Origin of the sequence: Pseudomonas sp. G11 (assembly GCF_029457515.1) — a bacterium.
In the GTDB taxonomy this organism is placed as follows: domain Bacteria; phylum Pseudomonadota; class Gammaproteobacteria; order Pseudomonadales; family Pseudomonadaceae; genus Aquipseudomonas; species Aquipseudomonas gorinensis.
Window position 1 is genome coordinate 6,800,496 of the sequence record NZ_CP120377.1, and the last position, 26,833, is coordinate 6,827,328.

23 protein-coding genes are annotated in these 26,833 nt (G+C 60.6%); 17 read left to right on the top strand and 6 right to left on the bottom strand.

Features of this window, described 5'->3' with window-relative positions; genetic code table 11:
- Both P2T68_RS31370 and P2T68_RS31375 read left to right on the top strand, forming a co-directional pair.
- Positions 1 to 345: a pentapeptide repeat-containing protein gene (locus P2T68_RS31370; RefSeq protein ID WP_024077411.1), complete on the top strand. Its 345-nt coding sequence runs from the start codon at positions 1 to 3 to the stop codon at positions 343 to 345.
- 201 nt (positions 346 to 546) lie between these two features.
- Positions 547 to 819 (top strand): TfoX/Sxy family protein, encoded by a 273-nt coding sequence (locus P2T68_RS31375; protein WP_024077412.1) that lies wholly within the window; start codon positions 547 to 549, stop codon positions 817 to 819.
- Between the two features lie 258 nt (positions 820 to 1,077).
- On the opposite strand, the gene P2T68_RS31380 is transcribed toward P2T68_RS31375, so the two are convergent.
- Genes P2T68_RS31380 through P2T68_RS31390 form a run of 3 tightly spaced genes read right to left on the bottom strand, consistent with a single transcriptional unit; the run spans position 1,078 to position 3,757 of the window.
- The gene (locus P2T68_RS31380) at positions 1,078 to 1,845 is read right to left on the bottom strand and encodes a heme ABC transporter ATP-binding protein (protein WP_024077413.1); all 768 of its coding nucleotides are present in this window, start codon (positions 1,843 to 1,845) and stop codon (positions 1,078 to 1,080) included.
- A complete protein-coding gene (locus tag P2T68_RS31385) occupies positions 1,845 to 2,882 on the bottom strand; it encodes an iron ABC transporter permease (protein ID WP_024077414.1) in 1,038 nt (345 codons plus the stop codon). The genes P2T68_RS31380 and P2T68_RS31385 overlap by 1 nt, the downstream gene beginning before the upstream one ends.
- On the bottom strand, positions 2,879 to 3,757 hold the full coding sequence (locus P2T68_RS31390; protein WP_024077415.1) for an ABC transporter substrate-binding protein: 879 nt from the start codon (positions 3,755 to 3,757) through the stop codon (positions 2,879 to 2,881). Before P2T68_RS31390 ends, P2T68_RS31385 begins: the two co-directional genes overlap by 4 nt.
- A gap of 156 nt (positions 3,758 to 3,913) precedes the next feature.
- On the opposite strand from P2T68_RS31390, the gene P2T68_RS31395 reads away from it, so the two are divergent.
- Positions 3,914 to 4,231, top strand: a complete 318-nt coding sequence (locus P2T68_RS31395; RefSeq protein ID WP_024077416.1) for a Rieske 2Fe-2S domain-containing protein — start codon at positions 3,914 to 3,916, stop codon at positions 4,229 to 4,231.
- On the opposite strand, the gene sfsA is transcribed toward P2T68_RS31395, so the two are convergent.
- Together sfsA and P2T68_RS31405 are read right to left on the bottom strand one after the other, a co-directional pair.
- Entirely contained in the window at positions 4,228 to 4,941 is a 714-nt protein-coding gene (sfsA, locus tag P2T68_RS31400) for a DNA/RNA nuclease SfsA (protein ID WP_069077020.1), read from the bottom strand. The two genes, P2T68_RS31395 and sfsA, sit on opposite strands and share 4 nt — an antisense overlap.
- Positions 4,941 to 6,113, bottom strand: coding sequence for a pyridoxal phosphate-dependent aminotransferase (locus tag P2T68_RS31405; protein WP_024077418.1), 1,173 nt, complete (start codon positions 6,111 to 6,113; stop codon positions 4,941 to 4,943). The genes sfsA and P2T68_RS31405 overlap by 1 nt, the downstream gene beginning before the upstream one ends.
- A gap of 320 nt (positions 6,114 to 6,433) precedes the next feature.
- Here P2T68_RS31405 and dksA point away from each other — a divergent pair, with 320 nt between their 5' ends.
- The 14 genes from dksA (at position 6,434) to P2T68_RS31475 (ending at position 25,960) form a co-directional block, all read left to right on the top strand.
- On the top strand, positions 6,434 to 6,868 hold the full coding sequence (gene dksA, locus P2T68_RS31410; RefSeq protein ID WP_041161025.1) for an RNA polymerase-binding protein DksA: 435 nt from the start codon (positions 6,434 to 6,436) through the stop codon (positions 6,866 to 6,868).
- Between the two features lie 84 nt (positions 6,869 to 6,952).
- The gene (gene gluQRS, locus P2T68_RS31415; protein WP_024077420.1) at positions 6,953 to 7,840 is read left to right on the top strand and encodes a tRNA glutamyl-Q(34) synthetase GluQRS; all 888 of its coding nucleotides are present in this window, start codon (positions 6,953 to 6,955) and stop codon (positions 7,838 to 7,840) included.
- Between the two features lie 62 nt (positions 7,841 to 7,902).
- Complete coding sequence (locus P2T68_RS31420; protein ID WP_003176118.1) at positions 7,903 to 8,079, top strand: hypothetical protein; 177 nt, start codon at positions 7,903 to 7,905, stop codon at positions 8,077 to 8,079.
- On the top strand, positions 8,063 to 11,017 hold the full coding sequence (locus P2T68_RS31425) for a sensor histidine kinase (protein ID WP_024077421.1): 2,955 nt from the start codon (positions 8,063 to 8,065) through the stop codon (positions 11,015 to 11,017). Before P2T68_RS31420 ends, P2T68_RS31425 begins: the two co-directional genes overlap by 17 nt.
- Positions 11,018 to 11,039: 22 nt before the next feature.
- Complete coding sequence (locus P2T68_RS31430) at positions 11,040 to 12,479, top strand: sigma-54 dependent transcriptional regulator (RefSeq protein ID WP_024077422.1); 1,440 nt, start codon at positions 11,040 to 11,042, stop codon at positions 12,477 to 12,479.
- A gap of 696 nt (positions 12,480 to 13,175) precedes the next feature.
- Positions 13,176 to 14,579, top strand: coding sequence for a polynucleotide adenylyltransferase PcnB (locus tag P2T68_RS31435; RefSeq protein ID WP_024077423.1), 1,404 nt, complete (start codon positions 13,176 to 13,178; stop codon positions 14,577 to 14,579).
- A 2-nt stretch (positions 14,580 to 14,581) separates the two neighbouring features.
- Entirely contained in the window at positions 14,582 to 15,064 is a 483-nt protein-coding gene (gene folK / locus P2T68_RS31440) for a 2-amino-4-hydroxy-6-hydroxymethyldihydropteridine diphosphokinase (RefSeq protein ID WP_024077424.1), read from the top strand.
- Positions 15,065 to 15,386: 322 nt separating this feature from the next.
- The gene (gene panB, locus P2T68_RS31445) at positions 15,387 to 16,187 is read left to right on the top strand and encodes a 3-methyl-2-oxobutanoate hydroxymethyltransferase (RefSeq protein WP_024077425.1); all 801 of its coding nucleotides are present in this window, start codon (positions 15,387 to 15,389) and stop codon (positions 16,185 to 16,187) included.
- Positions 16,184 to 17,035 carry a pantoate--beta-alanine ligase gene (gene panC / locus P2T68_RS31450; RefSeq protein ID WP_024077426.1) on the top strand — a complete coding sequence of 284 codons (852 nt, stop codon included), beginning with the start codon at positions 16,184 to 16,186 and terminating at the stop codon, positions 17,033 to 17,035. Before panB ends, panC begins: the two co-directional genes overlap by 4 nt.
- 224 nt (positions 17,036 to 17,259) lie before the next feature.
- Positions 17,260 to 18,924: a glucose-6-phosphate isomerase gene (gene pgi, locus P2T68_RS31455; protein WP_024077427.1), complete on the top strand. Its 1,665-nt coding sequence runs from the start codon at positions 17,260 to 17,262 to the stop codon at positions 18,922 to 18,924.
- A gap of 105 nt (positions 18,925 to 19,029) precedes the next feature.
- On the top strand, positions 19,030 to 20,967 hold the full coding sequence (gene acs / locus P2T68_RS31460; protein WP_277378738.1) for an acetate--CoA ligase: 1,938 nt from the start codon (positions 19,030 to 19,032) through the stop codon (positions 20,965 to 20,967).
- A gap of 15 nt (positions 20,968 to 20,982) precedes the next feature.
- On the top strand, positions 20,983 to 21,852 hold the full coding sequence (locus tag P2T68_RS31465) for an oxygenase MpaB family protein (RefSeq protein WP_193689815.1): 870 nt from the start codon (positions 20,983 to 20,985) through the stop codon (positions 21,850 to 21,852).
- A 68-nt stretch (positions 21,853 to 21,920) separates the two neighbouring features.
- Complete coding sequence (locus P2T68_RS31470) at positions 21,921 to 22,937, top strand: class I SAM-dependent methyltransferase (RefSeq protein WP_193689816.1); 1,017 nt, start codon at positions 21,921 to 21,923, stop codon at positions 22,935 to 22,937.
- Between the two features lie 89 nt (positions 22,938 to 23,026).
- On the top strand, positions 23,027 to 25,960 hold the full coding sequence (locus P2T68_RS31475) for a DUF748 domain-containing protein (RefSeq protein WP_277378739.1): 2,934 nt from the start codon (positions 23,027 to 23,029) through the stop codon (positions 25,958 to 25,960).
- 149 nt (positions 25,961 to 26,109) lie between these two features.
- Here P2T68_RS31475 and P2T68_RS31480 read toward each other — a convergent pair whose 3' ends face one another.
- The gene (locus P2T68_RS31480) at positions 26,110 to 26,727 is read right to left on the bottom strand and encodes a BON domain-containing protein (protein ID WP_024077432.1); all 618 of its coding nucleotides are present in this window, start codon (positions 26,725 to 26,727) and stop codon (positions 26,110 to 26,112) included.
- Positions 26,728 to 26,833: the final 106 nt, after the last annotated feature.

The window sequence follows — 26,833 nt, forward strand, 5'->3', positions numbered from 1 at the left end:
ATGAGTCAGCCGAAGCTTCTCGATACACCGCTCTACTCGCTCCTGCATAAAGACGATATCCGAGGCTTCAATCAGGAACGTCCCAAAGACGGCGTTATCGACATGCGTGGTGGCGACTTCCGAGGTTTGGACCTGCGTGACCTGAACGCCGCAGGGGTAGATTTCACCGACGCGTACTTCCGATCTGCCGACTTGCGCGGCCTGGACTTGCGCGACTGCTCACTGGAGGGCGCCAGCCTGGCCCATGCGCAGATTTCGGGGACCTACTTTCCGCCTGAATTGACTGCCGATGAGATCCTCATGTCGGTCAACTTTGGCACGCGCCTGCGCTACCGCACCAAGTAATCGACTGCCCCAACCCCGGCTGCGCATACAGCGTGCCGGGGCTTCACGCCTGCCCGCCGTCAAAAACCTCACCCCATTCTTATAAGCTTTTGCGCCGTTCCTGGCCAAAGAACTACGCTTTTCCTACTGAACGCTACACTCCTTTCAGACTTGCCTGGTCACGATACCCACCGCACCATTCGGCCGTCGCAAGGAGGCTTGATGAACGATGAGCTGCAACACCTTAAAAACCTTGGCAAGACGTCGGCGCAGTGGCTGCATGCGGTGGGTATCCACAGCGCATCCGACTTGCGCCGCCTGGGAGCTGTGGATGCTTATCGAGCGGTACGCACCCGAGGGTTCCGCGCATCCAAAGTATTGCTGTATGCAATCGAAGGGGCATTGATGGATGTGCACTGGAACGACCTCCCTGCCGAGCGCAAGGAAGCGTTGAACCGTCAATTGGACGCTATTTCCACACGCCAGAAAAATTAGACCGGCAAGCCCATACAGTGTCTACAGGCTTTTCGAACGCGTGTTTGAGAAAAGCACGAGAGCCAGCAAAAACAAATGTTGACTCTTAAATGAGAATCGTTATGATTATCACAACTGGTCGCGAGATCAGCCGATAACTGAAAGACCATTGGTTCGGACTCTCAGATTATCTCCTCATCAGGCTAATCACGGTTATTTGACCCGGCTTTTGCCGGGTCTTTTTTTGCCTGCGAAAAGGCGCTGACAACCACCCGGACTTCAACGCGCGATAATCAACGGATGCCCACGCTCCGGGTGGAGCTGCACCAATACATCCAAACCGAATACCGCTTTAAGCGGCTCAGGTCGCATCACCCGTGCCGGCGTGTCCAGTGCATGCGGACGTCCTTGGGACAGCAACAAGATCCGGTCACAGTAACGCGCCGCCAGATTCAGATCATGGAGAATCACCAGCACAGCCGCGCCCCGATCGGCGAATGTCCGTATCGCCTGCAAGGTGGTGTGTTGGTGCAAGGGGTCCAGCATCGACGTCGGCTCATCCAACAACAACGTCTGCCCCTCCTCGCCCGGCCATAATTGCGCCATGACTCGCGCCAAATGCACACGCTGGCGTTCGCCGCCCGACAAGGCCAGGTAGCTGCGGCCGCTCAAATGCCCGACATCCGCGGCCAGCAGCGCTGCCTGGATAATCTCCTCATCACGCACCCGTCCGGTCTGATGGGGCAAGCGCCCCATGCCTACCACCTCTTCGACGCGGAAGGCGAAGTCCAAGGTCGAACTTTGCGGCAATACCGCCAGGCGCTGGGCGCGCTGCGATCCGCTCCAGCCCTTCAGCTCCTGCTGATCCAGCCATACCTTGCCCTGGTCCGGCGGCAGTTCACCACACAACGCCCCCAGCAATGTGCTCTTGCCAGCACCATTAGGCCCCAGCACACCGAGCACCTGACCCGGCAACAGGTCCAGGCTGACGTCCGCCAGCACGATTTTGCGACCACGCCGTATCTGCAGCGCCTCCACCCGCAACATCAGGCGCGCCCTCGCAATAACAGATAAAGAAAGAACGGCGCGCCAATAAACGCCGTCACGATGCCGATCGGCAATTCAGCCGGCGCCAACGCCAAGCGGGCGACCAGATCCGCCAACAGCAGCAGGCTCGCACCTGCCAATATCGAGGCTGGCAACAACACCCGATGATCCGGCCCCGCCAGCAATCGCACCAAGTGCGGCACGACCAGCCCGACAAACCCAATCATTCCCGCTGCCGCCACGGCCGCTCCCACGCCGAGGGCCGTGCAAAACACCAATTCGCGCTTGAGGCGCTCTACATCAACGCCCAAGTGACTGGCTTCGGACTCACCAAGCAGCAGCGCATTCAACGCCTTCGCCCGGCGCGGCAACCACAGCGCCACACCGGCGCTCACCAGCAGCAACGGCCACAGGCGCGAGTAGCTGGCGCCATTGAGACTGCCGAGGTTCCAGAAGGTCAGGGTCCGCAGGGTGGCGTCATCCGCCAGGTAGGTGAACAAACCCACCGCCGAGCTGGCGAGGGCTGTCAGCGCGATGCCGGCGAGCAGCATCGTCGCGACGTTAGTCTGGCCGTTGCGCCGCCCCAGCCGGTAGACCAGCGCCGTGACGCCAAGCCCACCGAGAAATGCACACAGCGATAATAGATAGGGGCCGAACGCGTCCGGCAAACCGCCGAAGAACGAACCACCGACAATGGCGATGGCCGCCCCCAGCGCCGCACCGCTGGAGACCCCGACCAAACCCGGATCCGCCAACGGGTTGCGAAACAAGCCCTGCATCGCCACGCCTGACAATGCCAGCACGCCCCCCACTGCCAGGCCCAGCAACGTCCGCGGCAAGCGAATTTGCCCCAGAATCAACTCCGCCTGCTCCAATCCCTGTGCCTCGATCGGCACGCCTACCAAGCGCAACGCCGCCTTGAGCGTATCCAACAGGGGCAAGCTGACCGGCCCCAGGGCCAATGAAAGCCAGATCGCCAGTGCACACAGCAGCGCCAGCCCGATAAACAGGGCTCGCGGCTTGACCAGGGTGGTCATGGGGCCGGTTTAGCCTGGGATGGATAGAAGCCGGCGGACAACGCCGACAGGCTTTGCGGTAAACGCGGCCCGAGCCCGCCCACCAGCAGCGTCGGGTCCAGCTCAATTACCCGCCCATTCCTGGCCGCCGGGGTGGAAGCCAGTATCGGGTTCTCCTTGAACAGCGCAGCCCGTGCCGCATCGCCGCTGAGGGCGCGATCAGCGAACACCAGCACTTGCGGGCTCAGCCCCGCCAGCGACTCCACGGAAAACGGCTTATAGCCAATATGGGTTGCCAGGTTGCGCCCACCGGCCTGCCGCAGCATCCAATCAGCGGCAGTGTCCTTGCCGGCGATCAACGGCTTGCCACCCGCATTACCGAGCAGCAGCAACACACCCGGCGCCTTTTGCGTGGCCTGCGCCTTGGCAACCCAACTTTTCTGCCGACCAAGGGCCTGCTCGTATGCGACAAACAACTCGCGGCCCTTGGCCTCAGTGCCCAGCAACGTGCCCAGGTGCTCAAGGTTAGCCTTCAAGGCAGGCAAATCCGGTTGCGCCGAGAACATCTCCACCTGCACACCCGCACCGCGAATCTGCGCCAGAACCGGCGGCGGCCCCATCTCTTCAGTGCCCACCAGGATCTGCGGACGCAGGCTGAGAATGCCTTCAGCCGACAATTGCCGCTGATAGCCGATGCTTGGCAATGCCTTGAGGGACGCCGGATGCTGGCTGGTCGTATCGACGCCCACCAACTTCGATTCACCGCCCAGGGCCACGACCCACTCAGACAAGGCCCCACCGGCACTCACCCAGCGCTGGGGCAGTTCAACGGCGCATGCCACGTGATTGACCAGCAGTCCGACAACAAGCGCAATAGCGCTGGCACTCAGTCGCATAACAGGGTTTCCTTCCAAGGGCGCGGCCACTGAGCCACTCATCGATGTGACAGGTCATCTCTGCCAGGCATCGTACTGAGCGCCCAGCCAGTCATCGTGCGAAGCTGGCATTTGATAATTGTTTGCATTTGAACGTCAAGGCACTTAAGGATTGAAATGAAGTTTCTCTGCCCTTCCGACACCCTCGCCCCCAACAGCAGCCTCGGTTTTGATATCGACGGCTGCAAGCTGCTGGCCGTGCGTCGGGACGGCGTTGCCTACTTCTACGTCAACCGCTGCCCCCATCGCGGCATTCCACTGGAATGGCAGCCCGACCATTTCCTCGACGCCAGCGCCAGCCTGATCCAGTGCGCTACCCACGGCGCGCTGTTCCTGATCGAGAGCGGCGAGTGCATCGCCGGCCCCTGCGCCGGTCAAAGCCTCAAGGCTCTGGCCGGTCGAGAGGACGCACAAGGTTTGTGGGTAGAACTCTAGTCGCCAAGCAGCACGTCCAGCCGGCGGTCCACGCAAATTTCCTCGGATGTAACACGTACGCCATACGCCAGCACCTCCACGCCCGCCGCCTTGGCTTCTCGCAGGGCGGCAGCATAGGCGGCGTCGATTTCCGCGGCCGGGCGCACGGCCTCAATGCCCGAGAGATTGACGCAATACAACTGCACCGCGCGTACACCGTCCCGGGCCAAGTAGGCCAACTCCCGCAGGTGTTTCGCGCCACGCTGGGTCACTGCATCGGGAAAAGCCGCAATCGCCGAGCCGTCAAAACCCAGCGTCACACTTTTGACTTCGACATAGGCCGCGCCATCGGGGTAATCCAGGCGAAAGTCGATACGGCTTTTCTCCTGACCGTAAGGCACCTCACGCTTCAACGCAGTAAAGCCGTTCAGTTCAGTAATTACCCCCGCACGCAGCGCCTCCTCGACCAACTGGTTGGCGCGGGCGGTATTGACGCAGGCCAGGCGGCCCTGTGGCGTTTCGGCGATTTCCCAAGTCCCGGGCAGCTTGCGCTTCGGATCATTGGAACGACTGAACCAAACCTGCCCGCCTTCCACCATGCAATTGAGCATCGAACCGGTATTGGGGCAGTGAATGGTGAGCAACTCACCGGTAACGGTTTCGATATCGGTTAGGAAACGTTTGTAACGCCGGATCAACCGAGCTTCTTCGAGGGGAGGATGAAAGCGCATCAGCCTTGCCAACTCTGCAAGCCGCGGGCGATCCGTTCGACAGCTTCCTGTAGTCGATCAAGATTTTGCGTGTAGGCAAAGCGCACATGATGGCTGGCTTTATACCGGCCGAAATCCAGACCGGGCGTAAACGCGACATGCTGGGTTTCCAGGAAATGACGGCAGAACGCAAAGGCATCGCCGCCGAACGCGCTGATATCCGCGTACAAATAGAACGCACCTTCCGGCTCTATCGCAATGCCGAACCCCAACTCACGCAGTGCCGGCAGCAGGAAGTCCCGACGTCGACCGAATTCGGCGCGCCGCGCTTCCAGAATGCTCAGGGTTTGCGGGGTGAAACAAGCCAAGGCAGCGTACTGCGCCATGCTCGGCGCACTGATGTAGAGGTTCTGCGCCAGCTTCTCCAACTCGCCCACCGCATCGGGCGGCGCCACCAGCCACCCCAGGCGCCACCCGGTCATGCCGAAGTACTTCGAAAAACTATTGAGGACGAAGGCATCGTCGTCGACCTCCAGCACGCTGGCGGCATCGGTGCCATAGGTGAGGCCATGGTAGATCTCATCCACTACCAGGTGGCCGTTACGTGCCTTGATCGCATTCGACAACCCGGACAATTCGTCACGCGTGAGGAGAGTGCCTGTCGGGTTGGCCGGAGACGCGACCAGTGCACCCACGCTGTCCTCGCTCCAGTGCCTGGCCACCAACTCGGCGGTCAATTGATAGCGAACATCGGGGCCCACCGGTACCAACTGCGCCGCGCCCTCGACCAGGCGCAGGAAGTGCCGGTTGCATGGATAGCCGGGGTCTGCCAACAGCCAGTGCTTGCCTGGATCCACCAGCAGGCTGCTGGCCAGCAACAATGCGCCGGAGCCACCAGGCGTGATCAGGATGCGCTCGGGATCGACGCTCAAGCCATAGCGTTGCTGGTAGAAGCCACTGATGGCCTGGCGCAGTTCCGGCAGGCCACGGGCGGCGGTGTAGCGGGTCTTGCCACTGGCCAGTGCGGCTTGGCCAGCCTGGATGATCGGTTCGGCAGTGGTGAAGTCCGGCTCGCCGATTTCCAGGTGGATCACATCATGGCCAGCCGCCTGCAACTCGTTGGCTCGCGCCAGCAACGCCATGACATGAAAAGGTTCGATGGCGCGACTGCGCGCACTGTAGGGCTGAGCCATTAGCCTTCCTTAACGTTAAGAACAAAATCAGGATTCTACCGAACCCCCACGCTAAAACATGCTCTATTGCCTGCTCGGCCATTCAAGAAGAGCCCGGCAAGCGCTTGCAGAACGACTAAAATCAATATCCGAGGCGATGCACACCCAACCATGGCGGGCTGCTGCAATTTGCAACCCCTGCGCGATGGGCCTCGACAACCGGGAGTGGCGCACCCTGAATCTATCTGGTAAGTTCGCCCGCTTGCAGCCGCAGGGCCGGCAGGTGTCGGTGACGTTGCAATCCTGCGCAATGGATTAGAAGAGTGAGAGGCGGTCTATTCATGTCCACCCAAGCAAAGCAACAGAGCATCAGCGGCTTCGAACCATACGTAGAGAAGAAAGGTGAAGAGTACATGGGCGAGCCCATGCGCGAGCATTTCACCAAGATCCTTAACAAGTGGAAACAGGACTTGATGCAAGAAGTCGACCGCACCGTCGACCATATGAAGGACGAAGCAGCCAACTTCCCTGATCCGGCCGACCGTGCGAGCCAGGAAGAAGAGTTCGCCCTTGAACTGCGCGCCCGGGATCGTGAGCGCAAGCTGATCAAGAAGATCGACAAGACCCTGCAGTTGATCAAGGACGAAGAATACGGCTGGTGCGAATCCTGCGGCGTCGAGATCGGAATTCGCCGCCTGGAAGCTCGTCCAACCGCGGACCTGTGCGTAGACTGCAAGACCTTGGCTGAAATCAAGGAGAAACAGGTCGGCAAGTAATCCCTGCCGAACTGGACGAATGGGGCGTACAAACGCCCCATTTTTGTTTCTGGCGTTTACCGGTTTTCCAGTAGTATCCGGCCCATGACAGCCTCTACCTATATTGGGCGTTTCGCCCCTACGCCCAGCGGCCATTTGCACTTCGGCTCGCTGGTCGCCGCCCTCGCTTCCTACCTCGACGCTCGCGCCAATCACGGCCGTTGGCTGATGCGCATGGAAGACCTCGACCCTCCCCGCGAAGAGCCCGGCGCCCAGGCGGCCATTCTCCAGGCCCTTGAAAGCTATGGTTTCGAGTGGGACGGCGAACTGGTCCGACAAAGCGATCGACATGATGCCTACGCCAAAGTGCTGAACGATCTGTTCAATCATGGCCTGGCCTATGCCTGCACCTGCTCGCGCAAACAACTGGAACCTTACAACGGCATTTACCCCGGCCTCTGCCGCAATGCCGGGCACGACCAGCAAGATGCCGCCATTCGGTTGCGCGTCCCCGAGTTGGAATACCACTTTATCGACCGAGTACAGGGCGAATTCCGACAACATCTGGGCCGCGACGTAGGCGATTTCGTCATCCGCCGCCGCGACGGCCTCTACGCCTATCAGCTGGCGGTTGTCCTCGACGATGCCTGGCAGGGTGTTACCGATATCGTGCGCGGCGCCGACCTGCTGGACTCCACGCCGCGCCAGTTGTACCTGCAAGAGCTGCTCGGCCTGCGCCAGCCGCGCTATCTGCATGTACCGCTGGTCGTCCAGCCGGACGGTAACAAGCTGGGCAAGTCCTACCGTTCCCCGCCGTTGACGAAAGACCAGGCCACGCCTTTGCTGTTAAGAGCCTTGCGTGCCCTCGGCCAGCAACCCGGCGACGAACTGCTCCACGCCAGCCCACGGGAGCTGCTGGATTGGGGCATTCAACAGTGGGATGCCTCGCTGATTCCACGCACACTCACGCTGGCAGAGTCGCAGTTGCGCTGAAGGCGCTTGCAGCTTGCCAGCCATCCGTTACCATCGCCGCAGTTTTTCAATCAGAGGCCAACATGTACATCTATCGATTGGTCCTGCTGCTGGTCGTCGGGATCTACCTGTTTTCCCCCGCCATCATGGATTGGTGGATCGACGCCACGGGCGCCTGGTATCGGCCTTATCTACTGTGGCTGATCCTGATCGTCGTGACCTTTATCCTGCAGAGCCAAAAAGATGCCGATGAGCTTTAGCCTCACCCAGATGCTGCTGATCAGCGCCGCCTACCTGGCTGCCTTGTTCGCAGTGGCCTGGATCAGTGAGCGCGGAATGATTCCGCGGGCGATCATTCGCCATCCATTGACCTACACCTTGTCCTTGGGCGTCTACGCCAGCGCCTGGGCGTTCTATGGCACCGTGGGCCTGGCCTATCAGTACGGCTATGGCTTCCTCTCCAGCTACCTCGGGGTGTCCGGGGCATTTCTGCTGGCGCCGGTGCTGCTGTACCCGATCCTGAAGATCACCCGCACCTACCAGTTGTCATCCCTGGCCGATCTCTTCGCCTTCCGCTTTCGCAGTACCTGGGCCGGCGCACTGACCACCATTTTCATGCTGATCGGCGTGTTGCCCCTATTGGCCCTGCAGATGCAGGCAGTGGCCGACTCCATCAGCATCCTCACTCGCGAGCCGGTGCAACATCGCGTCGCCCTGGCGTTCTGCGCGTTGATCACCCTGTTCACGATTTTCTTCGGCTCACGCCATATCGCCACCCGCGAGAAACACGAAGGCCTGGTATTTGCGATCGCCTTCGAGTCGGTGATCAAGCTGATCGCCATCGGCGGCGTTGGCCTCTACGCGCTCTACGGCGTATTCGACGGCCCGCAACAGCTGGAACTGTGGCTGCTGCAAAACCAGACCGCTCTCGCCGCCCTGCACACGCCCTTGCAGGAAGGCCCGTGGCGCACGCTATTGCTGGTGTTCTTCGCCTCGGCGATCGTGATGCCGCACATGTATCACATGACCTTCACCGAGAACCTCAACCCGCGTTCACTGGTCAGCGCCAGCTGGGGTTTGCCACTGTTCCTGCTGTTGATGAGCCTGGCCGTGCCGCTGATCCTGTGGGCTGGCCTGAAGCTGGGGGCCACTACCAACCCTGAGTATTTCACCCTCGGTATCGGCATCGCCGCCAACAGCCCGGCCCTGGCGTTGCTGGCCTATGTCGGCGGCTTATCGGCAGCCAGCGGGCTGATCATCGTCACGACGCTGGCACTCTCCGGCATGGCGCTGAACCACCTGGTGCTACCGCTGTACCAGCCCCCCGCAGAAGGCAATATCTACCGCTGGCTGAAATGGACACGCCGCGCACTGATCGTCGCGATCATCATGGCCGGTTACGGTTTCTACCTGCTGCTGGGTGCGGGGCAAGACCTGGCCAATCTCGGCATCGTCGCGTTTGTGGCCACCTTGCAGTTCTTGCCGGGCGTGTTGTCGGTGCTGTACTGGCCGACCGCCAATCGCCGTGGGTTTATCGCCGGGCTGCTGGCGGGGATCCTGGTATGGCTCGTCACCATGCTGCTACCGCTGGTCGGCAACTTGCAGGGTTTCTACATCCCGCTGCTGAACATGATCTACGTGCTGGATGACACCAGTTGGCACATGGCGGCGATTGCCTCGCTGGCCGCCAACGTATTGATGTTCACCCTGATCTCGCTGTTCACCAACGCCAGCCCGGAAGAAACCAGCGCCGCCGAGGCCTGCGCGGTGGACAATGTGCGGCGCCCGCAACGCCGAGAGCTGCATGCGGCTTCGCCCCAGGAGTTCGCCACACAACTGGCCAAACCGCTGGGGGCCAAGGCAGCGCAGAAGGAGGTCGAACAGGCGCTGCGCGATCTTTACCTGCCGTTCGACGAACGGCGCCCCTATGCCTTGCGCCGACTGCGTGATCGCATCGAGGCCAACCTGTCCGGGTTGATGGGGCCCAGCGTATCCCAGGACATGGTGGAAACCTTCCTGCCCTACAAGGCGGGTGGCGAAAACTACGTCACCGAAGACATCCATTTCATCGAGAGCCGGCTGGAGGATTACCACTCACGCCTCACCGGCCTTGCCGCCGAACTCGATGCCCTGCGCCGCTACCACCGCCAGACCCTGCAGGAACTGCCCATGGGCGTCTGCTCCCTGGCCAAGGACCAAGAGATCCTGATGTGGAACAAGGCCATGGAAGAACTCACCGGTATCGCCGCACAACGTGTAGTAGGTTCGCGCCTCAATACCCTGGGTGATCCGTGGAAAGAACTGCTGCAGGGGTTTATCAACCTGCCCGACGAACACCTGCACAAACAGCACCTGGCCCTCGACGGCCAGACCCGCTGGCTCAACCTGCACAAAGCCGCCATCGACGAACCCCTGGCCCCCGGAAATAGTGGCCTGGTGCTGCTGGTGGAAGACTTGACCGACACCCAGATGCTCGAAGACAAGCTGGTGCACTCCGAGCGCCTGGCCAGCATTGGCCGCCTGGCTGCGGGCGTTGCCCATGAAATCGGCAATCCGATTACCGGTATCGCATGCCTCGCGCAGAACCTGCGGGAAGAGCGCGAAGAAGACGGTGAAATCATCGAGATCAGCGGGCAAATCCTCGAACAGACCAAGCGCGTATCGCGCATCGTGCAGTCGCTGATGAGCTTTGCCCATGCCGGCGCCCACCAGAACCAGGACGAGGCGGTGTGCCTGGCCGAAGTGGCGCAGGATGCCATTGGGCTGCTGGCGTTGAACCGGCGTAATTTCGAAGTACAGTTCTTCAATTTGTGCGACCCGGACCACTGGGTCGACGGTGACTCCCAGCGCCTGGCGCAGGTGTTGATCAATCTACTGTCCAACGCCCGCGATGCGTCCCCTCCCCACAGTGCGGTACGCGTCAAGAGCGAGGCTTTCGAGCACACGGTCGACCTGATCGTGGAGGACGAAGGCAGCGGCATTCCACAGAACATCATGGACCGATTGTTCGAACCCTTCTTCACCACCAAGGACCCAGGTGAAGGTACCGGTCTGGGCCTTGCACTGGTCTATTCCATCGTTGAAGAGCATTATGGACAAATCACCATCGACAGCCCGGCTGACACCGAAAGCCAACGCGGCACCCGTATTCGGGTGACCTTGCCGCGTCATGTCGAAGCGACGTCCGCTGTGAACTGAGACCGTCGAGAGAATTGAATCAATGCCGCACATTTTGATCGTCGAAGACGAAACCATTATCCGCTCTGCCTTGCGTCGCCTGCTTGAACGTAATCAGTACCAAGTCAGCGAAGCCGGCTCGGTGCAGGAAGCCCAAGAGCGGTTCAGCATTCCCACGTTCGACCTGATTGTCAGCGACCTGCGCCTGCCCGGCGCGCCCGGTACAGAGCTGATCAAGCTTGGCCAGGGCACCCCGGTGCTGATCATGACCAGCTATGCCAGCCTGCGCTCGGCAGTGGATTCCATGAAAATGGGCGCGGTGGACTACATCGCCAAGCCTTTCGACCATGATGAGATGCTCCAGGCCGTGGCGCGCATCCTGCGTGACCGGCAGTCGGCCAGCAGCGCACCGACCGAACAGCGCCCCACCGGCAAGGCCGGCGGCGGTGCCGACAAGCCAGGCATTGATAACAGCAATGGCGAGATCGGCATCATCGGCTCCTGCCCACCGATGCAGGACCTGTACAGCAAGATCCGCAAAGTGGCGCCTACCGACTCCAATGTTTTGATCCAGGGGGAGTCGGGTACCGGTAAGGAACTGGTGGCCCGCGCCCTGCACAACCTCTCCAAGCGCGCCAAGGCACCGATGATTTCGGTGAACTGCGCAGCGATCCCCGAATCGCTGATCGAATCCGAACTGTTCGGCCACGAGAAAGGCGCCTTCACGGGCGCCAGCGCCGGGCGTGCGGGCCTGGTGGAAGCGGCGGACGGCGGCACACTGTTCCTCGACGAAATCGGCGAACTGCCCCTGGAAGCCCAGGCGCGTTTACTGCGCGTGCTACAGGAAGGCGAAATCCGCCGCGTCGGCTCGGTACAGTCGCAGAAGGTCGACGTGCGCCTGATCGCGGCAACCCACCGCGACCTGAAGAGCCTGGCCAAGATCGGCCAGTTCCGCGAAGACTTGTATTACCGCCTGCACGTCATCGCTCTCAAGCTGCCGCCGCTGCGTGAGCGTGGTGCCGACGTCAACGAGATCGCCAATGCGTTCCTGCTACGCCAGAGCGCGCGCATCAACCGTACGGACCTGAAGTTTGCCCCGGACGCCGAGCAAGCGATCCGTCATTACTCGTGGCCGGGCAACGTACGTGAGCTGGAAAATGCGGTTGAGCGTGCAGTGATCCTGTCGGAGAGCCCGGAAATTTCCGCCGAGCTGCTGGGCATCGACATCGAACTGAGCGATCTGGACGATGACGACTTCATTGGCCTGGCCCCGCAACAGGGCGGCGGTGGCAATACCAGCCATGAGCCGACTGAAGATTTGTCACTGGAAGATTACTTCCAGCACTTTGTCCTGGAGCATCAGGACCACATGACCGAGACCGAACTGGCCCGCAAATTGGGCGTAAGCCGCAAGTGCCTGTGGGAACGGCGCCAGCGCCTGGGCATTCCACGGCGCAAGACCGGCGTAGCCAGCGAGAGTTGAGGGTGCGCGCCCACAGGTAACACCCTCAGATGTGAAAAAACTGTTACCGCGGATTTTTTGCGTAACAAAAGCCGGGGCTTACGGTAACGAAGCCCCGGCTTTTTTTTGCCCGCAGAAATCAAAAATCAGCTCAACCCCCCGGTTTTGCTGGTCGGCGCAAAAGTTGGCACGCACCCTGCTATATGCTTAGTACAAAAACAATAACAAGCTTTGTACAAGACAATAAAAATAAGACGAATCGACTCACGCACAATAAAAACAACACGGCGGAGGCGCAGCTAACTGATTCTTTTGGAGAGGCGTTGCATTGGGGCTTGCCCCGCAACCAGGCCGAGAACAACAAAAACTGCCCTAAGGCAGAGCCTGAACTGGTTGGATCGTAGATCAGCAACACAGCGACCAAAGCAATCCGTTTGCTCTTGACTCCCGATTGGGAGTGTCATGAAGGTGAAGCTTCATGGCGAGGGCGATCAACAAAAACAAGAAGCCCGAAATCAATAATAAAAATAGAGCACGCAACTACTTCTGGGGGAGCTTCGGCTCCCCTTGTAGTTTCTGGCATTTGGCATTTTCAAGGCTTATGGCGCAAGGCCTGTAGCTTGTTCCTACACCATCCCCTGACTAAATGCTAGAATCCCCGCCCATCATGCGGTCATTCTTCGTTATGGCCGAACATTCCTTCAAACAGTGCATCCCATGCTGAAGAAGTTGTTCCAGTCATTCCGTTCTCCCTTGCGTCGTACGCAACACAAACGCAGCACGCCTGAAGTGCTCAACAGCAGCCAACATTCGCTGCAACGCGCTCAGTTCAGCCGTTATGCAGTGAACATCGTCGAACGTTTGCAGAACGCCGGCTACCAGGCTTATCTGGTGGGCGGGTGCGTACGCGACATGTTGCTCAACATCACGCCCAAGGATTTCGACGTCGCCACCAGTGCCACGCCAGAGCAAGTGCGCGCCGAGTTTCGCAATGCGCGCATCATCGGCCGCCGTTTCAAGTTGGTGCACATCCACTTTGGTCGCGAAATCATCGAGGTCGCTACCTTCCGTGCAGGCCATCCGCAAAACGATGAAGAGGAGGACACCAATCAGTCTTCCCGCAACGAGAGCGGGCGCATCCTGCGCGACAACGTCTATGGCACTTTGGAAGAAGACGCGCAGCGTCGCGACTTCACCATCAACGCCCTCTATTACGACCCGGTCAGTGAGCGCATTCTTGATTACGCCAACGGCGTACACGACATCCGTAACAACCTGGTCCGCCTGATCGGCGACCCAGTGCAGCGCTACCAGGAGGACCCGGTTCGTATGCTGCGGGCCGTGCGCTTTGCGGCCAAGCTGAACTTCGGTATCGAGCGACACACCGCTGCGCCGATTCGTGAACTGGCCCCCATGCTGCAGGAGATTCCCTCGGCGCGCCTGTTCGAAGAAGTGCTCAAGCTGTTCCTCTCGGGCTACGCCGCCGACACCTTCGAAATGCTCGTCGACCTGCAGTTGTTCGACCCCTTGTTCCCGGCCAGCGCCGAGGCCCTGGAATACAACCCGACGTATACCCACACATTGATCAGCGAAGCGTTGATCAATACCGATCTGCGCATCAAACAGAACAAACCGGTAACCCCGGCGTTCCTGTTTGCTGCCCTGCTGTGGCCGGCCCTGCCAAAACGCGTACTGCGCCTGCAAGAACGTGGCATGCCGCCGATTCCAGCCATGCAGGAAGCCGCTCACGAACTGATCACCGAGCAATGCCAGCGCATCGCTATCCCGAAACGCTTCACCATGCCGATCCGCGAAATCTGGGATATGCAGGAGCGCCTGCCCCGCCGCAGCGGCAAGCGTGCCGACCTGTTGCTGGACAACCCGCGCTTCCGCGCTGGCTACGACTTCCTGCTGCTGCGTGAAAGCGCTGGCGAGCAGACCGACGGCCTGGGCGAATGGTGGACCGACTACCAGGACGCCAATGACAGCGAACGCCGCGAGATGATTCGTGAGCTCGGCAGCAAAGGCGAAGGCGCCAGCGAGGGGCCCAAGAAGCGTCGTCGCAGCGGCACCAAGCGTAAACGCAGCGCCGCCGATGCCTCGGGCGCCGCGGGCGAATAAACGTGGAACGCATCTACATCGGCATGGGCAGCAACCTGGCCGCCCCGGATCAGCAATTGCGCAGCGCTATCGAGGCGCTGGCACAATTGCCCGGCACCCGCCTCGTCGGTGTGTCCTCCTTCTATCAAAGTGATTCCCTACTCCCGGGCCAACCGCGCTATACCAACGCGGTTGCGGCCCTGGACAGCAGCCTTGCACCGCTGGACCTGCTTGACGCACTGCAAGCCATCGAGAATGACCAGGGCCGCGAGCGCCTCGAGCGTTGGGGGCCGCGCACGCTTGACCTGGATATCCTGCTGTTTGGTGATCGCCTGATCGACGAACCACGCCTCAAGGTGCCGCACTACCAGATGCACGTGCGCGCGTTTGTGTTGTACCCCTTGGCCGAACTGGCCCCTGCCGACCTGCAACTGCCTGACGGCCAAACACTCAGCAAACTGCTGGCGGCCTGCCCGTTTGTCGGCTTGGAACGCTTACCTTTGTAGGCGCGGGCTTGCTCGCGAAAATCGTCAACGATAACGCGCACGCCCTGATTAAACGTGGTGCCTGCGTGTTCTTCACGAGCACCCTCGCACCTGCAATCGCGTCAGTAACAGCGGTAACATCGCGGTCGTAACAATGCGGTAACACATCCAATTGACTTCCCGTGTCCTCCTCACGACTATAGGCGTCCCGCTGCCGCCAACCCGGCGCTAAAGGGCGCAATCCAGGCCATATAAGCACTGCTTTCAAGACAGTGCGCCTGTATAAACAAAGACTCACGCGCGTTACTCGCTGTTTCCAAGCGCCTGAACGAGGACCCTTTTCATGCCAGACATTACCCTGACCACCTTGCAGAGCCTCAAGCTCAAAGGTGAAAAAATCACCATGCTGACCTGCTATGACGCTACCTTCGCCCACGCCAGCTGCCAGGCAGGTGTCGAAGTGTTATTGGTGGGCGACTCCCTGGGCATGGTTCTTCAAGGGAATGACAGCACCCTGCCCGTTACCACCGATGAGCTCGCCTACCACACCGCCAGCGTCAAGCGCGGTAACGACGGCGCCTTCATCATCGCCGACCTGCCGTTCATGGGTTACGCCACCCTCGAACAGACCTTCCAGAACGCCGGCAAACTGATGCAAGCCGGCGCGCACATGATCAAGGTGGAAGGGGCCGTCTGGCTCGCCGAATCGATCCGCCTGCTGGCTGAACGGGGTGTTCCTGTGTGCGCGCACATGGGCCTGACGCCGCAGTCCGTGAATATCCTGGGTGGCTATAAGGTACAAGGCCGCAATGAGGCCCAGGCGCGCCAGATGCGTGCCGATGCCATCGCCCTGGAGCAGGCCGGCGCCGCAATGATCCTGCTCGAATGCGTTCCCAGTGAGTTGGCGGCGGAAATCACCCACGCCGTTAAAGTCCCGGTGATCGGCATTGGTGCCGGTTCCGCCACCGACGGCCAGGTCCTGGTGCTGCACGACATGCTCGGCCTGTCGATGACTGGCCGGGTGCCGAAGTTCGTGAAGAACTTCATGATTGGCCAGGACAGTATCCACGCCGCTTTGAGCGCCTACGTCGCTGAAGTCAAGGGCGTGACCTTCCCAGGTGCCGAACACGGGTTTTCTGCATGAACACGGTAAAAACCATACGTGAACTGCGGGCCGCCGTGGCCCATGCCCGCAACGCCGGCAAACGCATCGGCTTCGTGCCCACCATGGGCAACCTGCACAGCGGCCACGCTACCCTGGTGGCCAAGGCCGCCCAGCAGGCGGACTTCGTGGTCGCCAGCATCTTCGTCAACCCGCTGCAGTTCGGCGCCGGCGAAGACCTCGACAAGTACCCGCGCACCCTCGCCGCAGACCAGGAAAAGCTCCTGCAAGCCGGCTGCAACCTGCTGTTCGCCCCCACTGTCGAGGAAATGTACCCCGACGGCATGGCCGGCCAGACCCGCGTCAGTGTCCCGCAACTGTCTGAAGGCCTGTGCGGTGCCAGCCGTCCCGGTCACTTTGAAGGAGTGGCCACGGTAGTCAGCAAGCTGTTCAACATGGTCCAGCCGGACATGGCTGTGTTCGGGCAGAAGGACTATCAGCAACTGGCCGTGATCCGCGCCATGGTCCATGACCTGAACATGCCGATCCAGATCATCGGCGAGCCTACCGTCCGCGCCGAAGATGGCCTGGCGCTGTCCTCGCGCAACGGCTACCTCACCGAAGCCCAACGCGCGGTCGCGCCGGTGTTGTACCGCAGCCTCAGCCAGATTGCCGCCGCCATCAAAGGCGGTGACCGCGACTTCGCCAAACTGCGTGCCGAACAGGTCCAGCAGATCGAAGCCGCCGGGTTGCGCCTGGATTACCTCGAAGTGCGCCAAGGCGTGAACCTGCGCCCGGCCACGGCCGAAGATCGCGACGTGGTGATCCTGGTGGCAGCTTATCTGGGGGCCACGCGCCTCATCGATAACCTGCACCTGAACCTCGCCTGACCCCCTCTCGACACCCCGCCTGCGACCCTGCCTGATGTGCCGGTATAAAAAAGTACCGGCCACAGCGCAGACAAAGCCAAGACATATCGACACGCTAGGTTTAATGTAATCGCCCTGCGCTATGGTTAGCGCTGTCCGGCACCCAGCCCTTGATAAAAGACTGGACGTTCCGGGCTTTGAAATGTCCTAAAGGCAGTCCCCGTAATAAAAGGAAACCCGCAGCGATGGCGTACTACCGCACTCCTCATGACGTTACCGCTCTGCCCGCCTGGCAAGCGCTCAATCAACACCGCCAAGCCATGCAGGATTTCAGCATGCGCGAAGCGTTCAATGCCGATCCTCAGCGTTTTTCCCAGTTCACCTTGAGCAGCTGCGGACTTTTCCTCGATTACTCGAAAAACCTGATCACCAGCGAAACCCGCGACCTGCTCGTGGCACTGGCCAAGGAAGTCGACCTCAAGGCCGCCATTGACGCGCTGTACGCTGGCGAGCCGGTCAACTCCTCGGAAGGTCGCCCTGCCCTGCACACGGCACTGCGCCGCCCGGTGGGTGACAAGTTGTCGGTCAACGGTGTGAACATCATGCCGGACGTGCACAAGGTGCTGAACCAGATCACTGACCTGGTTGGCCGCATCCATGACGGCCTATGGCGTGGCTACACCGAGAAGCCGATCACCGACGTGGTGAACATCGGCATCGGCGGCTCCTTCCTCGGCCCGGAGCTGGTCTCCGAGGCACTGTTGTCCTACGCCCATAAAGGCGTGCGCTGCCATTACCTGGCGAACATCGACGGCAGCGAGTTCCATGAGCTGACCATGAAGCTGCGCGCCGAGACCACGTTGTTCATCGTCTCGTCGAAATCGTTCAACACCCTGGAAACCCTGAAGAACGCCCAGGCCGCCCGTGCCTGGTACCTGGCCCAGGGTGGCTCGGAAGCGGAGCTGTACCGCCACTTTATCGCCGTATCAAGCAACAACGCGGCAGCCGTGGCCTTCGGTATCCGCGAAGAAAACATCTTCCCGATGTGGGACTGGGTCGGCGGTCGCTACTCGCTGTGGTCGGCCATCGGCTTGCCAATCGCATTGGCCATCGGCATGTCCAACTTCAAAGAGCTGCTGTCCGGTGCCTACACCATGGACCAGCATTTCCAGAACGCGCCGTTCGAGGCCAACATGCCAGTGCTGCTGGGCTTGCTCGGCGTGTGGTATGGCAACTTCTGGGGTGCGCAGAGCCATGCGATCCTGCCGTACGACCATTACCTGCGCAATATCACCAAACACTTGCAACAGTTGGACATGGAATCCAACGGCAAGAGCGTGCGCCAGGACGGCACGCCCGTGTCCACCGATACCGGCCCCGTCATCTGGGGCGGCGTCGGCTGCAACGGTCAGCACGCCTATCACCAGTTGCTGCACCAAGGGACCCAACTAATCCCGGCCGACTTCATCGTGCCGATCGTCAGCTTCAACCCTGTGTCCGACCACCATCAGTGGCTGTATGCCAACTGCCTGTCCCAGAGCCAGGCGCTGATGCTCGGCAAGACCCGCAGCGAAGCCGAAGCCGAGCTGCGCGACAAGGGCATCCCGGAAGACGACGTGCAGAAGCTGGCCCCGCACAAGGTGATCCCCGGGAACCGTCCGAGCAACACCTTGGTCGTCGAGCGCATTAGCCCCCGTCGCTTGGGCGCGCTGGTGGCGATGTATGAACACAAGGTGTTCGTGCAGAGCGTGATCTGGGGCATCAACGCCTTTGACCAATGGGGCGTTGAGCTGGGCAAGGAGCTGGGCAAAGGCGTCTACAACCGCCTGACCGGTGCCGAAGAAACCAGCGCCGAAGATGCTTCGACCCAGGGCCTGATCAACTATTTCCGCGGTCGTCACCGCGGCTGATACCGGTACGACAGGGTCAACGTCCGTTTGGACGTTGGCCTTGAACCCTCCCCCCACAGGGTGCATCTTTATGACTTGTCGCCAAAACAAGAATAAGGAGCGCTCATGTTCGATATCAGCACCTTTCCCAGCGCCGATGCCGTCCGCCGGGCTGCGCAACTCAGTCAAGAGGACTACCAACGCCTCTATCGCCAATCCATCGAACAGCCAGACACCTTCTGGGCCGAGCAGGCCAAGGCGTTTCTTGACTGGATGAAGCCGTGGCACACGGTCCAGCACTGCGATATCAACACCGGCGCCGCCCAATGGTTTGCCGGCGGCCAACTGAACGTGAGCTATAACTGCATCGACCGTCACTTGGCGCAACGCGCCGAGCAGCCCGCCTTTATCTGGGAAGGCGATGACCCGACCAAGTCCGTCAAGATCACCTACCGTCAACTGCATCAACACGTCTGCCGCCTGGCCAATGTGCTGAAAAGCCGTGGCGTGAAGAAAGGCGACCGCGTGTGCATCTACATGCCCATGATTCCGGAAGCGGCCTACGCCATGCTGGCCTGTACGCGCATCGGGGCGGTGCATTCGGTGGTGTTTGGTGGTTTCTCGCCGGATGCCCTGCGCGACCGTATTCTCGACGCCGATTGCCGCACGGTCATCACCGCCGATGAAGGCGTGCGCGGCGGCAAGCCCGTGGCACTGAAACAGAATGTCGACAAAGCCCTGGCCAATTGCCCGAATGTCAGCACGGTACTGGTGGTGGAGCGTACCGGGGCTGCCGTGAACTGGAGCGAAGGCCGCGACCTCAAGTACCGGCAGGCCCTGGACACCGCGAGCGATGATTGCCCGCCCGAGCCGATGGACGCCGAGGCCCCGCTGTTTATCCTCTACACCTCCGGCAGCACCGGCAAACCCAAGGGCGTGCTGCACACCACCGGCGGCTACCTGCTGCAAGCGGCAATGACCTTCAAGTACGTGCTCGATTATCGCGATGGCGAGGTGTTCTGGTGCACCGCGGATGTGGGCTGGGTCACCGGTCATAGCTACATCGTGTATGGCCCGTTGGCCAATGGCGCCACCTCGCTGATGTTCGAAGGTGTGCCGAGTTACCCGGACAGCTCGCGCTTCTGGCAGGTGATCGACAAACACCAGGTCAATATCTTCTACACCGCGCCAACCGCGCTGCGCGCCTTGATGCGTGAAGGCCATGGCCCGCTTGAGAATACCTCCCGCGCCAGCCTGCGCCTGTTGGGCAGCGTCGGGGAACCGATCAACCCGGAAGCCTGGGACTGGTACTTCAATGCAGTCGGCGAGCAGCGCTGCCCCATTGTGGATACCTGGTGGCAGACCGAAACCGGCGGCATCATGCTCAGCCCGTTGGTCAGCGCCCAGCGGATCAAACCCGGGTGTGCCACCCAGCCGATGTTTGGCGTACAACCCGTGCTGCTCGATGAACAAGGCAAGGCATTCAGCGGTGCCGGCAGCGGCGTGCTCGCGATCAAGGCCAGTTGGCCGGGGCAGATTCGCAGTGTCTACGGTGACCCACAGCGCATGATCGACACTTATTTCAAACCCTACCCCGGCTATTACTTCACCGGTGATGGCGCACGCCGCGATGAAGACGGTGACTACTGGATCACCGGGCGCATCGACGACGTGATCAACGTCTCCGGCCACCGCATCGGCACAGCCGAAGTAGAAAGCGCGCTGGTGCTGCATGACCAGGTCGCCGAAGCGGCCGTGGTGGGCTACCCACATGACGTCAAAGGCCAAGGTATCTATGCCTTTGTGACCCCGATGAGTGGTGTCGAACCCAGCGATGCGCTGAAAAAGCACCTGCTGGACCTGGTCAGCAAAGAAATCGGCAGCTTTGCCAAACCAGAGCTGATCCAATGGGCGCCTGCCCTGCCGAAAACCCGTTCCGGCAAGATCATGCGGCGGATTCTGCGTAAGATCGCCTGCAATGAACTGGACAGCCTGGGCGATACATCGACCCTGGCCGACCCGAGCGTGGTCGACGGTTTGATCGACAAACGCCTGAACCGCTAGGAAATCCGAGTCGCCATGGAATTTATCCGCAGCCGTATAGAAACCCAGTTGATGAGCCTCACCGGCTTGTCGCTGGGCCAACTGGACCTGGAAAACCCCAAGGGCGATCCCGGCCTGTTCGGCCCGGACTCGGTCAGTTGGCAAGTCCATGGCGACTTCAGCAGCATGCTCATCGGCGGCATCAGCGCCTTGATGCTGCAAGCCCTGCACCCCCTGGCCCTGGCCGGCGTGTGGGACCATTCGAATTTTCGCCAGGACATGCTCGGGCGTTTACGCCGTACTTCGCAATTCATCTCCGGCACCACATTCGGCTCGCGCAAAGACGCCGAGTGGCTGATTGAGAAAGTGCGCACCATTCACCTGCAGGTCGTCGGGCACGCCCCGGACGGACGGCCTTACGCGGCCAGCGATCCGGAGTTGCTGACCTGGGTACACGTAGCGGAAGTCAGCAACTTTCTCGCTGCCCACTTGCGGTATCGCAATCCGCAGCTGTCGGGGCGGGACCAGGATCGCTACTACAGCGAAATCGCCCTGGTGGCCGAACGCCTGGGTGCCCGGCAGGTTCCGCGCTCCCGGCAGGAAGTCTCGGATTATCTGGCACGTGTTCGCCCACAACTGCTGTGCGACGAGCGCAGCCGCGAAGTGCTGCGCCTGCTGCTCAATGCGCCCGCCCCCAGCCACCTGGCCAAACCCTTTGGCGCGTTGATGATGCAGGCCGGGATCGACCTGTTGCCGGACTGGGCCAGCGCCATGCTCGAGCAGCACCAAAGTCCGCTGCAGCGCCAGATGATCCGCGCCGGGGTCAAGCGCAGCGCGCCCTTGTTGCGTTGGGCGATGCGCAATGGTTCGGTCCAACGCGCCCATCGGCGGATGGGGCTGATGTAGCCCGCGGCCCATAGCTGTTAGACTCCGCGCCCTCATTGCCCACAATTACCTAAAGCAAGGCGCGCTCCATGTCTCCCCTGAACCAGGCGCTGCGCGCCGCCCTCGATCAACGCCAGGACCTGATCAACGAACTGCATGCCCAGGGCACCGATTGCTATCGGCTGTTCCATGGTAGCCAGGAAGGCGCCGGCGGCCTGACGATCGACCGCTACGGCCCGCAGTTGCTGGTACAAAGCTTCCACCAGGCGCTGGACACCCACGAGCTGCTGGACCTGCACCGGCTGATCAACCAGTACATGGGCCTGGAATTGCTGCTGGTGTACAACGACCGCTCGCGTGGCAACTCGCGCATCGACCGCGAAGACACGGTATACCGCGCCGAGCCTGCGGCGCTGGAGGACCTGGTCGGCCACGAATGGGGCCTCAACTACCGCGTGCGCGGGCGCCATGTCGGGCAGGACCCGCTGCTGTTCCTCGACCTGCGCAACACTCGCGGTTGGGTCAAGGCCCACAGCGCCGGCAAAAGTGTACTGAACCTGTTTGCCTATACGTGTGGGGTCGGCTTGAGTGCCGCCGCCGGTGGCGCACGTGAGGTGTGCAACCTGGACTTTGCCGAAGGTAACCTGGCGGTCGGTCGTGAGAACGGCCTGTTGAATCCGCAATTACCCACCATGGAATTTGTGCAGTCCGATTACTTCCCGGCGATTCGCCAACTGGCCGGCCTGCCGATCGCTCAGCGTCGCGGGCAAAAGCTGCCGAGCTATCCGCGCCTGGAGCAACGTCAATACGACCTGGTGTTACTCGACCCGCCCGCCTGGGCCAAGAGCGCCTTCGGCACCGTCGACCTGCTGCGTGACTACCAGAGCCTGCTCAAGCCGGCATTGCTGGCAACCGCCGACAACGGCGTACTGATCTGCTGTAACAACCTGGCAAAAGTGAGCATGGACGATTGGCGTGACCAGGTACTGCGTTGCGCCGAGAAAGCGGGGCGCCCGGTACGCGACTGGCGCATCATGGCGCCCGGCGCCGATTTTCCTTCGCAAGACCAACAGCCACCGCTGAAGACAATGATCCTGCAGTTATAGGAATTATCGCAAAAGGACTGGCTCTTCGGAACCGAAAACCCGTGCCATACTCCAAGGCACTCCTGTTCGACATAGATGGCGCCGCCCCCATGCCCAAAGGATTGATTCGCGCCGCTGGCGCCTTGTTGACTGCCGTAGCCCTGTACAGCTTGCTGGGCTTTCTGATTTTGCCCGGCATCGCCCTCCGCATAGCCAATCAACAACTGGCCAACTACGCCACGGTGCCAGCCCGCATCGAACGCATCGAGCTCAACCCGTTCAGCCTGGAGCTGACCGTGTGGGGCCTGCAAATCGGCGATCCAGGCAAGGAACAGGTCGGTTTCGAGCGGCTGTATGCCAACCTGCAGCTCGACAGCCTGTGGACCCGCGCCGTGCACTTGGCGGATATGCAACTCGACAAGCCCAAGACCGAGCTGCTGTTCGACAAATCCGGCCAACTGAACCTCGCGCAACTGTTCAAGTTGCCGCCCAGCGAGCCAACCCCGGCCGATCCCAACGCCAAACCGTTCCCGTTGCGTATCGACAACATCAAGCTGGCCGGCGGCTATTTACATTTCGAAGACCTGCGCCCCGGCGAGCCCATCGAGTTCCTCTATGACAAACTCGACTTCGAGCTGAAAAACCTCAGCACGCTGCCGGAAGACAACGCCGACATGACCCTCGTGGCCGCGGGCCCCCAGGGTGGGCAGATCGACTGGAAAGGCAATTTCAGCCTGGTGCCGATCACCTCCAAAGGCACATTGAAGGTCACCGACGGCAAGATGAAAGCCTGGTGGCCGTATGTGCGGGATGCACTGCCACTGGTGCTTGAGGACGGTGCGCTCAACTTCAGTACCGACTACACATTCAGCCTGGCCAATGAGACTGCGCTGAACCTGAACAACACGGCCGCGAGCATCGCGCCCTTTGCCATCAAGGCGCCGGATGGCCGCCCACTGGTACGCTTGGAGCGCCTGGACATCAGCGAAACAACAGTGGACCTGGCCAAGCAGCAAGTGGTGGTCGGCAAGATCCGCAGCAACAAGCTGGAAACCTGGGCCGCCCGCGAAGCCGATGGGCAATTGGACTGGCAAAAACTATTCGCCAGCCAGCCAGGCAAACCGGCCAAGGCACCGGAACCGGCCAGCGCACCGGCCACTGCCGACTCGCCAAAACCTGCACCGGCAGCGCCCAGCAAACCCTGGCAAGTGCTGCTCAAGGATGTGCAACTGCGCAACTACCAGGTGCACCTGGCTGACCGGCAGGCTAAACCGGTCGTCGCGCTGGAGCTGGGGCCGTTGAATGTCGATATGCAAAACTTCGATAGCCTCAACCAAAGCCCCTTCACCCTCAAGATCGACAGCGGCCTGGGCAAACAGGGCAAGATCCAGGCAACCGGCGAGGTCAACCTCAACCCCGTCAGTGCCAAGCTGAAAGTGAATACCCAGGACATCGACCTGCGGGTCGCCCAATCCTATATCAGCCCGTTTATTCGTCTGGAACTGCGTAGCGGCATGCTCGGCAGTAACCTGGATGTGAACCTCAAAAGCACAGACCCACTTAAGCTCCAGGTAACCGGCCGGGCCCAGGTGGACCAGTTGCACACCCTGGACACCCTCAAGACCCGTGACTTCCTCAAGTGGCAACGCCTGGTGCTGGAAGGCCTGAACTACCAGCATGGCGACAGCCTGTCGATCGACAAGGTCAACCTGCAGCAGCCGTATGCACGCTTCATGATCAACGATGACCGCACCACCAACGTGGACGACCTGTTGATTCCCCAGCCAGCCGACAGCGGCGCCAAAGCGGCGGCCAAGCCTGCGGCCAGCCAAGATAAGCCCCTGGGTATCCATATCGGGCAGATTGCGATCAACGACGGCTCGGCCAACTTCGCCGACTTCAGCCTCACGCCCAACTTTGCGACCGCAATACAACAGCTCAACGGGCAGATCGGCACCATCGACAGTCGCCAGGCCAAACCGGCCAACGTCGACATCAAGGGCAAGGTGGACCGCTACGCGCCAGTGACCATCAAAGGCAGCGTGAACCCATTCGACCCCATGGCAGCGCTGGATATCGCCACCAGTTTCAAACGTGTCGAGCTGACCACCCTGACCCCCTACTCGGGCAAGTTCGCCGGTTTCCGGATCCGCAAGGGCCGTCTCAACCTCGACCTGCATTACGTGATCACCAAGGGCCAGTTGAAGGCCGAGAACAAAGTAGTGGTCGAGCAATTGCAGCTGGGTGAAAAGGTCGACAGCGCCGATGCCGTGGATTTGCCGATTCGCCTGGCGATTGCCTTGCTTAAAGACAGCGATGGCAAGATCTCCATCGAACTGCCCATCAGTGGTGACTTGAACAACCCGCAATTCAGCGTGATGCCGATCGTGTGGCAGACCCTGCGTAACCTGGTGGTGCGCGCGGCGAGTGCACCGTTCAAATTCATCGGCGGATTGATTACCGGTGGAGGTTCGGAAGACTTGGGTAACGTGTCGTTCGCCGCCGGCTCGAGTGAATTGAGCAAAGAGGCTGAGGGCGCATTGAACAATCTGGCCAAGGCGCTGAAGGAACGCCCAGCCCTGCGCCTGGAAATCGAAGGCACAGCGGCGGCCAGCAGTGACGGCCCCTTACTGGCCCAGGAGCGACTGGAACGTGAATACCAGTACAACTACTACAAGATGCTGCAGCGTCGCGGCGAGAAGGTTCCAGCCCAGGCCTCCCTGCTGGAGGTTCCGGAAAGCGAGAAAGCCCCGCTGCTCGAAGGTATCTATCGCACTCGCTTGAAACAGCAGCCACCTGCGGAATGGAAAGACCTCAGCCGCGATGAGCGCACGGCAAAGCTGAAGGACGGCTTGATCAAGTTCTGGAGCGGCAGTGATGTATTGCTACGTCAGCTGGGCCAGGACCGGGCCAGCACCATCAAGGATTACCTGGTAGACAAAGGGCAACTGGAAGATGACCGGGTGTACTTCATCGACGCCAATCTGGGCCAGGCCGAGAAAGACGGTCGAGTGATCACACCAATGCATCTGGATGCCGAGTAACCCTCCACAATAGAACAGGCCCCGACACGAATGCCGGGGCCTGTAATGACCACTTCCTTGTGGCCGGTCGCATGAACACGTGAGGTGCATTGAGTGGATAACTGGCTCACTCGTTGCCGCCGCGCCTAGTTCAGGCGATGGGTTGAGCGTTACTCGGCTTTCAAGCCATCAGCCGATACTGCTTTAACGCCTTTGATTTTCTTGGTGATCGCAACAGCAGTGGCTTTCTGCGATTCAGTCACAGCAGTCGTCGAAGACAGGGAAACCACGCCTTTGTTGGTTTCGACTTTGATGTCTGTGCCAGGAATGCCTTTCTCAGTAACCAGGTCAGCCTTCACTTTGGTGGTGATCCAAGTGTCGCTGGTTGCGCCTTTGGCATCAGCGGCTGCGCCCTTGGTTTTGTCGATATTGTCTGCTTTGGTAGCGCCGCCGGCCAACAGGCCATCAGCCGAAACAGCAGTTACGCCTTTGATTTTCTTGGTGATCGCTACAGCGGTCGCTTTCTGAGAGTCAGAGATGGCAACGGTCGACGACAGGGAAACCACACCTTTGTTGGTCTCAACCTTGATGTCCGAACCTGGGATGCCTTTTTCGGTCAGCAGGTCAGCTTTAACTTTGGTGGTGATCCAGGTATCCGAGGTGGACTCCTTGGCCTTAGTCACTTCGCCAGCAGCCAGTGTCATCGGCGCTTGAGACGTTTGAGCGAAAGCAACGTTGGTCATAGCCAGTGTCAAAGCGGTAGCAGTAGCGAGAGCGAACTTCTTCATACGAGTAACTCCTGTTTTATTAAAAGTCTGCAGCGTGTGGACCTTGATGCTGCAGCGTTAACAGGGATATTGCAGGCACTGTGCCAAGTCGAAATTCAGATAAAAA